Raw genomic sequence first — 9,133 nt, 5'->3', positions numbered from 1 at the left:
CGACACGTTTGATCAAAGGTATACTTGTTCGAATCATTGACTCGAGATAATACCTCACCGGCACCTTCTCCGTTAGAGCCTCTTACTAGGGCTTCAAACGCAAACACGTTTTTACTGTGCACGTTCACTATCGGCTGAAAAGCCATTTTGATGTCAAAGCCTAGTTCAGACTGGCAATCGCATGATGGACAAGCCGCCATGTTTAGGTTCCTCGTTTCAATTATTTATCGCGTGATCTAAGGTAACGGAATATAGGCTGATTTTGATCAATACAAAAATGCACGCGCCACGACAAATTTTTCTTGCCTTTATTTGAATATAGTGTAATTAAGCGCTGCGTATATCGAATGGAGATTTTAATGGAAGTTTTAGGTTGGAAAGAATGGGGGCAGTTGCCCGACATCGGGATTGATGCAATTCACATGAAAGTTGATACCGGTGCCAAGACGTCTTGTTTGCATGCATTCAAATTAGAGCCTTTTGAAAAGGATGAACAGCCTTGGCTTCGTGTCTATGTTCATCCGCATCAAGACAGTGTTGAGGAGCATGTCTTTGAAGCCCCTATTCATGACCAGCGTGAAGTCACTGATTCCGGCGGTCATACGGAAGTTCGCTACGTCATAAAAACACGACTGTGTCTTGGTCAGTTTGATGGACCCGTTGAACTCACTTTAACCAACCGCGATACTATGAAGTTTCGCATGCTGCTAGGTCGACAAGCTATGCGGAAGCGGTTTATGGTAAATCCAGAACTGGCTCATCAACTAGGAGAGCGCCCATGAGAATCGCCATTCTATCTCGAAATTCCAAACTTTATTCGACACGTCGCTTAATCGAAGCTGCGAAAGCGCGTGGTCATGACGTCGACGTGCTAAATCCGTTAAGCTGCTATATGAACATCAATGCGCGAGAGTCATCAATTCATAAACATGGTGTGGAATTACCTTATTACGATTGTGTCATACCTCGTATCGGTGCTTCCGTGACTTTCTACGGTACTGCCGTATTGCGTCAGTTTGAGATGATGGGAACCTACCCGCTGAATGAATCGGTAGCGATTTCCCGTAGCCGCGACAAGTTGCGCTCACTGCAGTTACTCTCTCGCAAAGGGATCGGTTTACCCACAACCGGTTTCGCGAGTCAGCCTCAGGATATTCCTGATCTCATTGATATGGTCGGTGGTGCGCCTCTAGTCATTAAATTGCTCGAGGGAACACAAGGCATTGGCGTCGTTTTAGCAGAAACCCGGCAAGCCGCTGAAAGTGTTATCGAAGCGTTTATGGGACTACAGTCAAACATTATGGTGCAAGAGTATATTCGCGAAGCCGGTGGCGCCGATATTCGCTGCTTTGTTATCGGCGATAAAGTCATCGCGGCTATGAAGCGCCAAGCAAAAGAGGGAGAGTTTCGCTCAAATTTACACCGTGGGGGTAGCGCATCACTGATTAAACTGACACCCGCCGAACGCGCAACAGCGGTTAAAGCCGCCAAGACCATGGGTCTTAATGTAGCGGGTGTTGATTTGTTACGCTCTAACCACGGCCCTCTGGTCATGGAAGTTAACTCATCGCCAGGACTTGAGGGGATTGAAGCGGCGACCGAAAAAGATGTCGCGAGTCAAATTATTGCATTCATGGAAAAGAATGCCAAAGCTCATAAAACGCGCACTAAGGGACGCGGCTAATGGCAGCGAGAAAGCCGCGTATGGCGGTGTTTGAATTGGCAGGCTGTCGGGTTGAGCCAGGCAGCCACCAGCATGTACGTTTGCCAGCAGCGCGTTTATATAACGATGCGCCGCTCGACCTAAGAGTCGATGTTTTTCATGGTGTTAAGCCAGGCCCCGTGCTGCTATTAAGCGCCGCAATTCACGGCGATGAGCTGAACGGTATCGAAATTTGTCGGCAAATCATTCAGCGCATTAACCCATTGGAACTTGCTGGCACGCTCATCGTTGTGCCCATCGTCAATCTATTTGGCTTTATTCAGCAATCCCGTTACTTACCGGATCGAAGAGATCTTAACCGTTGTTTTCCTGGCTCCGAACGGGGCGCTTTAGGCTCCCGTATTGCCCACCTCTTTAACGAGGAACTTGTCCAAAAGGCTTCGCACATTGTGGATTTGCACACCGGTGCCATCCATCGCAGTAATTTGCCACAAATTCGTGTCGACATTGATAACGAGAGTGCTTTGGCAATGGCAAAAGCCTTTGGTTCTCCGGTCATTCTCAATTCAAAAGAGCGGGACGGCTCCTTGCGCGCGTTAGCCAATAGTTTAGGAATTCCACTTATTTTGTATGAAGCGGGCGAGGCGCTGCGATTTGACGATGCCTCTATAAACTCAGGCGTGGTTGGTGTTATTAATGTACTTAAGCACCTCAAAATGCTTAAAGGACGACGCCAAGGCCGAAGAATATCGCCGGTCATTTCAAGCCGTTCTACTTGGGTACGCGCCGAAAAAGATGGCTTGGTGCTTCGCAAAGTTGAACTCGGGCAAACAGTGCAACCTGAACAAGTTTTAGCACACATTGCCAGCCCGCATGGTGACGATGTCGATGTGATCACCTCCCCCGTGCCAGGTATTATCATCGGCTGTACTAACATCCCTGTTGCAAACGAAGGCGAAGCACTATTTAACATCGCACAATTCGAGTCAGACAGTTTAGAAGAAGCGACCGATATTATAGATTCCTTTACTGAAACTTATGAATGAAATGACTGACTGCTCAATGAACTTTCAGCGCGGTTTGCGCCACTGCGACGGACAAGTGAATATTTACCAAGCTGTGCTAAAGGCCTTTTGTGAACAATACGCAAATCGCTTTTGCCAGCATCACAGCATCGCAAGTGATGCGCTCTATCAAGAACTCCACGCTCTGAAAGGACTGAGTGCGACCATAGGTGCTCAGTCTCTTAGCGAGCTAACAGAAAGCGCATTTAAGAACTGGACAAGTATGAGTGATGACTCAAGAATAAAAGCACTTGGCAGTATACAATTTGAGTTGTCACAAGTCCTTGACGAGATTAAAGAATACTTAACACAAAATAACTGACTAAAATAAGCGCAATCTTGTTTATTTTTCGCTATTATCAGTCGATATAACAATAACAATAAACATTCGAACAAAATGTTATGCCAGAGTCCAGCAGAGCGATACAATTCGAGCGCTCCGCCAATGATGTCTACGTCAGTGTTTTAAAATCGGCAAAGGACACGACCGCGGAGCAGATCAAGACGGCTTTTGAAATGAGCCGTTTTGCTGAGGCGCTGTTGGTTGATGAAAATGTCTTTGAACAAGTCTTAAAAAACTTTAAGCAATGGCAACTGAGTGAACAGACACCCTCTAGCCGATACTCTGAGCGTATCGCCACGCTGGAAGACGCCCGTCTATACGTGATAATCAGCGATGACCACATGACCGCCACCCTAAGCTGTGACGCCGCACAAGGCGGTACGCCCATCGAACGCCAAGATGTCCTCGAAGCGCTCAAAGGCGCTGGAGTCGTAGCGGGTATAAAGCGAAAAATGGTCGACAAAATCATCAACCATGCCAAAAACGTCGAGCCGGGCAGTCATTTTGATGCCATTATTGCCCGAGGCGTGACCGCGAAAAATGGGCATAATGCCTGGTTTGAACGACTGGTCGACGATGCTCGGCAACGTGTTTTACGTCCGCAAGAGCGCGAAGATGGAACGGTGGACATGCGTGATTTAGGTGAACAAATCACGGTGTTGGAAGGTGATCCTTTACTGCGCAAACATCCTCCGACTAAGGGTCGCCACGGCTGCACGGTAAAAGGTGATGTCATCGAAGCCTTCGACGGCGAAGATACTGACATGGCGCCTGGGGAAGGCGCTCGCTTTGATGATAATGACCCAATGACAATTATTGCCGCACGCACAGGGATGCCTTGGTTTACGCACAACTCTGCCAGTGTTGATGATGTACTTACCCTGAAAACCGTTGATGTCTCTACCGGCCATGTGAAGTTCAAAGGCAGTGTTATTGTTACTGGTAACGTCACAGAAGGCATGCGCGTTGAATGCACGGGTGATATCACCGTAGCTGGTTATGTTGATTCCGCTCACCTTTTCGCTGGTGGCAGTATTACCGTTCGTAAGGGTTGCATTGGCCACATCTCGTCAGAAGATGAGCAACGTTTACAAAGTGATGAGGCTTATATCCCCCACTTATCGTCCAAGCTTCATGCCAATGATTCGATCTGGTGTGCCTATGCACAGTATGCTTTTTTAAAATGTAATCAGTCGCTGACTATCGACCGGCAACTGACTCACTGTCATGTTGTGTGTCATGGGGAGGCATTTATCGGTGGGCAAGATAACTCGGCTCGAGGAAAAATCATCGGCGGAACCTTTGAGACCTGTGCCCACATCTGTGCAGGCCAATTGGGCGCTCGAGCAGGGACACTCACACGTTTTATACTCAGTGTACCACCGCCCCCAGTCAGCACTTTACAGGCACTGAGCCAGTTATATTATCAATTGCGCGCGATAACCTACCGTTTAAGAAGAGTAGAAAAAGGTATTACACGCTGCCAGTCGCTTGCCAATAGTGAGCAACAAAAGTCACTGAAGCACTCACTTGTAACGGGCGCTAAGTCGGAGCTTGAAAGGTTACGCAGTATACAGAATGACCTCAAAGTTATGCGCGCTTCGCTAAAAAATCATACGACACTGCGTATTATGGCAGCAAAAGAGGTATTTCCTGGTGTTCAACTCGAATACGATCATAAAAAACTGCGCATCAAGGAACATCGAGGTGGTACACTGTTACTACTTAAAGATCATGAACTACGAATGGATATCCTCAGATAACTTATGCCCGCTCAATCGACCTCTGATGCCGTAGCTCGGCTACTCAGCCGTCACCAAGATGCAGAGTGGCTGTCCACTCCTCGCGATAAGCGTTTAGTGATACACCCCGATGGCAGCCAATTAGCAACCCTGTTCGACAACGCGTGGTGTCTGCATGCGGGTCATGCGATGCATTATTCACATGCCTATACTCAGGCGCTATCCCCAAAGCTCGAGGCTTATCAGTTGATACTGTTGGTGGTTGCGAAGGAGCAGTCTCTCAACCAATGGATACTGCACCAACTGTCCCTTCAAGCCCCGTCCGCTCGCATTCTGATCGTCGGCGAAAAACGCGGCGGTGTTACTAGCTTGGTAAAAAAATTGCCTCCCGCCTTTTTAAAAGCACAAAAACTTGCCTCGGGTAATCATTGCCAACTGTTTCAAACCCGCGTTCTAACAAAGCCGTTGACGGATTCAGAGGCACCTGCACTTAGTGGATTCGATGTGGATTGGCGAGGTGTTTCTGCCTCATTCAGTGCGTACCCGGGAGTTTTTAGCCAAGGCCGGCTGGATGCAGGTACTGCATTGTTACTTGAACATTTGCCGGAGACGATTCAAGGCAAAGTGCTTGATTTTGCATGTGGATGCGGTGTCATTGGCGCACTCGTCGCACAGAAGTTCGCCGTCGAACTGACAGCATCCGATGTTAGCCCAATGGCCATTGCGAGTACGCAAATGAACTGGGAAAAGCTTGGCATCCAGGGACGTTTAATACTCGCTGACGGTCTATCAAGCCTTAGCGATGGGTCATTTAATTGGATCCTTAGCAATCCCCCATTTCACACCGGATTACGCACCGATTACGACATTGGTGAGCAATTTATTAAACAGGCATTTAAGAAACTCGCACCGAACGGCACACTGGTCATTGTTGCGAACCGGTTCTTACCGTGGCCAGAACACATGCGGCAGGTATTCGGTCATTGTGATGAACTGGCTGATAATGGCAAGTTTAAAGTGTTACTAAGCAAACGCTTAAGTTGAATATACAAATCTTCGCGCTGAATACATTGATATTTAGATGCACACTCATTAACCATTTGATAACATAGTCTAAACAGGATAACAAAGTCGTTTATACAGCAAAATAATGCAAACCATTTCGCTCAAAAGAGGCTTAATCTACATTGTTCTATTGATTACCGTTGTCGCCCTTGCTATCGGTTTCAGTATCAATCTATTCAGCCAAGTTAGCCAATACCGTCAAGCACTTTTGGAACGCAGTGAATCCGATGCTCGAATGATTGCCGCGCACGCAGTGCAAAACTTAGCATTTAGCGATAACACCGCGGAACAACGGCGGCTCGCGACGTTGAGCAACAACCAATTTATTCAACATGTACATATCTATAAAATTGATACTGTGAGCGGCGACCTGAGCTTTTTCTCAAGTTATAACAAGGAAGGGCTCGCCCCCATTCCTGCTAAGTTTGCACAAATAGAAAGATTAACCGCACCCCGTTTACAAGACGACTATATTGAGGTTGCTCAAGCGATACAGCTGGATGGTCAAGTCGTCGGTTACGTATATCTGCGCGCAAGTGCCGACGAACTGAGACTCTTCAAGTTACGTTCGATTGCGGTCGCGTGCACTGTTTTTGTATTAACGCTGCTCATGTGCACATTGTTAGCGCTGCGTTTACGCCGTATATTAAGTCAACCGCTTGATAGGATCGTTGACATTGTGTCACAGATATCGCGAAACAAAGACTACGGCCTTCGCTTGCCGGAATCTCGCGTTAATGAGTTCAATGAATTAGGTAATGCCCTCAACATCATGCTCGAGCGTGTACAACATCATATTTTACGCCAACAAAAGGCGGAACGAGAAGCCAGTCAGTTGAACGCAGAGCTTGAGCAACAAGTTACTCAACGAACAAAAGCACTACGCGAATCAAACCAGGAACTGCTCACCACACTCGAACAGTTGCATAAGTATCAGGGACAACTGGTTGAGTCGGAAAAAATGGCATCTCTCGGCGATATGGTGGCCGGCATAGCCCATGAGGTAAATACGCCTATCGGCTTGTCGGTCACCGCTTCAACGCTGCTACAAGATAAGCTGGAGGTCATGCGTGAAAAGTTCGATGAAAAGCGCATTTCAACCAATGAGTTTGCTCGCTTTCTTGAAGACTGCACAGAAAATCTATCCATTATCTATCGCAATTTAAATCGCGCAGCGGATCTTGTAACAAGCTTTAAGCAAGTGGCTGTCGACCAATCTACTGAAATCGATAGAGCGATTGATATTGAACAGTTCACTCGCGATTTGCTGATTTCGGTTAAGCCGCGTCGACTCGACATCGAAAAATTTCCAATTGAGATTAGTTTTGACCCAGGACTTTGTGTGGTCACTAAAGCCGGACCTTTGAACCAAATACTTATAAATTTAATTACCAACTCGATGGTGCACGGATTTGATCGCCGCGAACAAGGAAAAGTTAACATTTTATTTGAACGACGTGAAAGCGAACTCGAAATCACTTATCGCGATGATGGCAAAGGTGTTCCTAATGAGATCGGTAAAAAGATATTTGATCCTTTCGTCACCACAAAGCGCGGGTCTGGCGGTAGTGGTTTAGGCTTACACCTTGTCTATAACTTAGTGACCCAGGTATTAGACGGTCAGATACACTTTTTTAGCGAACTTAATCACGGCGTTGAATTTATTGTTCGTTTTCCGGTCAAATCGTGCGAAAATCAAACTTAACTGGGGTTTTTGTTGAAAATTTTTGAACAAAAGTCATAATGTGGCATCAATAGAACTGTATTTAATACATTTTAATTCGTCACTCGAACTCATTGCTAGGAACGCATTGCTTTATGAACGCCAGACTTTTAATTGTTGAAGATGAGGTGGTTACTCGCCAAACATTAACACGACTTTTTCAGCAAGAAGGTTATGAAGTATTTGACGCTGCTGACGGCTTGCAAATGGAAAATATCATGCGTCAAGAGCGTATCGATGTTGTTATCATGGATGTTAACCTTCCAGGTAAAAACGGTCTCGAGCTTGCAGAGTCTTTACGTGAAAGAGATAACATTGGCCTTATCTTCTTAACAGGAAGAGACAGCGAAGATGATCGTCTACTTGCGCTGGAGCTTGGTGCAGACGATTATCTAATCAAGCCATATAACCCTAAAGAACTGACTATTCGTGTTCGCAACTTGTGCCGTCGCATCGAATCGTCACGTTCAAGCAGCCCGGTCGATAACGATAGTGTACAATTTAACTTCCACGGCTGGCGTTTAAACAGTGACAGCCGTTGCTTATACTCTCCCGACAATCAAATGTTTAGATTGCCCAAGAGTGAGTACCGCGCGCTTGAACTGTTCTTAACGAATCCTGGCCGTATTCTGGACCGTGAGACACTCGTAAAACGTATGTTGGATCGTGACTTACGTCCTAATGACCGAACTGTCGATGTGGCTATTCGTCGCATTCGTCGTCATTTTGAATCACATCCAGACACGCCCAATTTAATCACCACCATTCATGGCGAAGGTTATCGGTTTATAGGCGAGGTAGAGCAAGAGTCTCAATGAGACTGTTGCTCTAGCCATTGTTGAATCTGCTGACGGTGTGGGATCACATTGTCAGCCCACTCTACTAGCCACTGTTCCGCGGTTGGCCAATCCCACGACTCCTTCTCAAGGTTTTCCATATATATGGCCAAAGCCTTGAGTCCTACGGAACGACAGGCTCCCTTGACTTTGTGCGCTTGTGAGCGCAACTGTGCCTCGTCTTTCTTCGTCGCGGCTTCGTGCAATAGGCTTGCATAACCCTGTATCACTTGATCAAAGGTTTTTAGCGTCATTTCTAATCCATCTTCGCCCAGCGACTCGTAGTATTGTTGCAGCAGTTCGGTATCGATTACATCCGAATTTGTCATAAGTTATCCATTTCGAATCTAAAACCTTATCCTGTGCGTAATCGTACATTGAGTCAACCGATACCTTTAATCGGTTTTATTTGATTAATTTTTAGCTTCGGGAATGAAATGATCCCCCTATCTAAGATATACTACCGGACCTAGAGTTTATGCTTGATAAATTGAAGAAAGAGCGGAGTTCCAAACGAATGCCGAACAGTATGCCCGACGTAGCCAACCAAACACAGGCCCAGACTGAAGGGACCTTAGATTGGGTAGGCATGAGCAATATCGAAGTACCTATGATGGTTGCAGCTTCTGACGCATCAGAGCGTCCTGTTGCAGCTCACGTTGAAGCTTTTGTTAATTTAAAAGACCCAAAAGCAAAA

The 9,133-nt window shown here is 46.5% G+C and carries 10 protein-coding genes and 1 pseudogene; 9 read left to right on the top strand and 2 right to left on the bottom strand.

Annotated features, from left to right (window positions below):
* Window positions 1-200: pseudogene (locus OS145_RS13515) on the bottom strand (EAL domain-containing protein); the annotation flags it as partial.
* Between the two features lie 159 nt (window positions 201-359).
* On the opposite strand from OS145_RS13515, the gene OS145_RS12830 reads away from it, so the two are divergent.
* From OS145_RS12830 to arcA, 8 genes are all read left to right on the top strand, one after another.
* Window positions 360-782 (top strand): ATP-dependent zinc protease family protein, encoded by a 423-nt coding sequence (locus OS145_RS12830; RefSeq protein ID WP_006957042.1) that lies wholly within the window; start codon window positions 360-362, stop codon window positions 780-782.
* Window positions 779-1,684, top strand: coding sequence for a 30S ribosomal protein S6--L-glutamate ligase (gene rimK, locus OS145_RS12825; RefSeq protein WP_006957041.1), 906 nt, complete (start codon window positions 779-781; stop codon window positions 1,682-1,684). The genes OS145_RS12830 and rimK overlap by 4 nt, the downstream gene beginning before the upstream one ends.
* Window positions 1,684-2,709 carry a succinylglutamate desuccinylase/aspartoacylase family protein gene (locus OS145_RS12820; protein ID WP_006957040.1) on the top strand — a complete coding sequence of 342 codons (1,026 nt, stop codon included), beginning with the start codon at window positions 1,684-1,686 and terminating at the stop codon, window positions 2,707-2,709. The genes rimK and OS145_RS12820 overlap by 1 nt, the downstream gene beginning before the upstream one ends.
* Window positions 2,702-3,049 carry an Hpt domain-containing protein gene (locus tag OS145_RS12815; RefSeq protein ID WP_006957039.1) on the top strand — a complete coding sequence of 116 codons (348 nt, stop codon included), beginning with the start codon at window positions 2,702-2,704 and terminating at the stop codon, window positions 3,047-3,049. The genes OS145_RS12820 and OS145_RS12815 overlap by 8 nt, the downstream gene beginning before the upstream one ends.
* A gap of 80 nt (window positions 3,050-3,129) precedes the next feature.
* Window positions 3,130-4,833, top strand: a complete 1,704-nt coding sequence (locus OS145_RS12810) for a flagellar assembly protein A (RefSeq protein WP_006957038.1) — start codon at window positions 3,130-3,132, stop codon at window positions 4,831-4,833.
* 3 nt (window positions 4,834-4,836) lie between these two features.
* Window positions 4,837-5,856 carry a class I SAM-dependent methyltransferase gene (locus OS145_RS12805; RefSeq protein WP_006957037.1) on the top strand — a complete coding sequence of 340 codons (1,020 nt, stop codon included), beginning with the start codon at window positions 4,837-4,839 and terminating at the stop codon, window positions 5,854-5,856.
* 106 nt (window positions 5,857-5,962) lie between these two features.
* On the top strand, window positions 5,963-7,582 hold the full coding sequence (locus tag OS145_RS12800; protein WP_006957036.1) for a HAMP domain-containing histidine kinase: 1,620 nt from the start codon (window positions 5,963-5,965) through the stop codon (window positions 7,580-7,582).
* A gap of 113 nt (window positions 7,583-7,695) precedes the next feature.
* Window positions 7,696-8,418, top strand: a complete 723-nt coding sequence (gene arcA / locus OS145_RS12795) for a two-component system response regulator ArcA (RefSeq protein ID WP_006957035.1) — start codon at window positions 7,696-7,698, stop codon at window positions 8,416-8,418.
* Here arcA and OS145_RS12790 read toward each other — a convergent pair.
* Complete coding sequence (locus tag OS145_RS12790) at window positions 8,412-8,765, bottom strand: Hpt domain-containing protein (RefSeq protein WP_006957034.1); 354 nt, start codon at window positions 8,763-8,765, stop codon at window positions 8,412-8,414. The genes arcA and OS145_RS12790 overlap by 7 nt on opposite strands.
* A 188-nt stretch (window positions 8,766-8,953) precedes the next feature.
* Between OS145_RS12790 and OS145_RS12785 the strand changes: the two genes are divergently transcribed.
* On the top strand, window positions 8,954-9,133 hold a 180-nt coding region (locus OS145_RS12785), incomplete at its 3' end, for a GTP cyclohydrolase, FolE2/MptA family (protein ID WP_006957033.1).

It is taken from the genome of Idiomarina baltica OS145, assembly GCF_000152885.1.
Lineage (GTDB): Bacteria > Pseudomonadota > Gammaproteobacteria > Enterobacterales > Alteromonadaceae > Idiomarina > Idiomarina baltica.
Note: the sequence above shows the minus strand (reverse complement) of the source record. Positions and strands in the feature narration are given on the sequence as shown.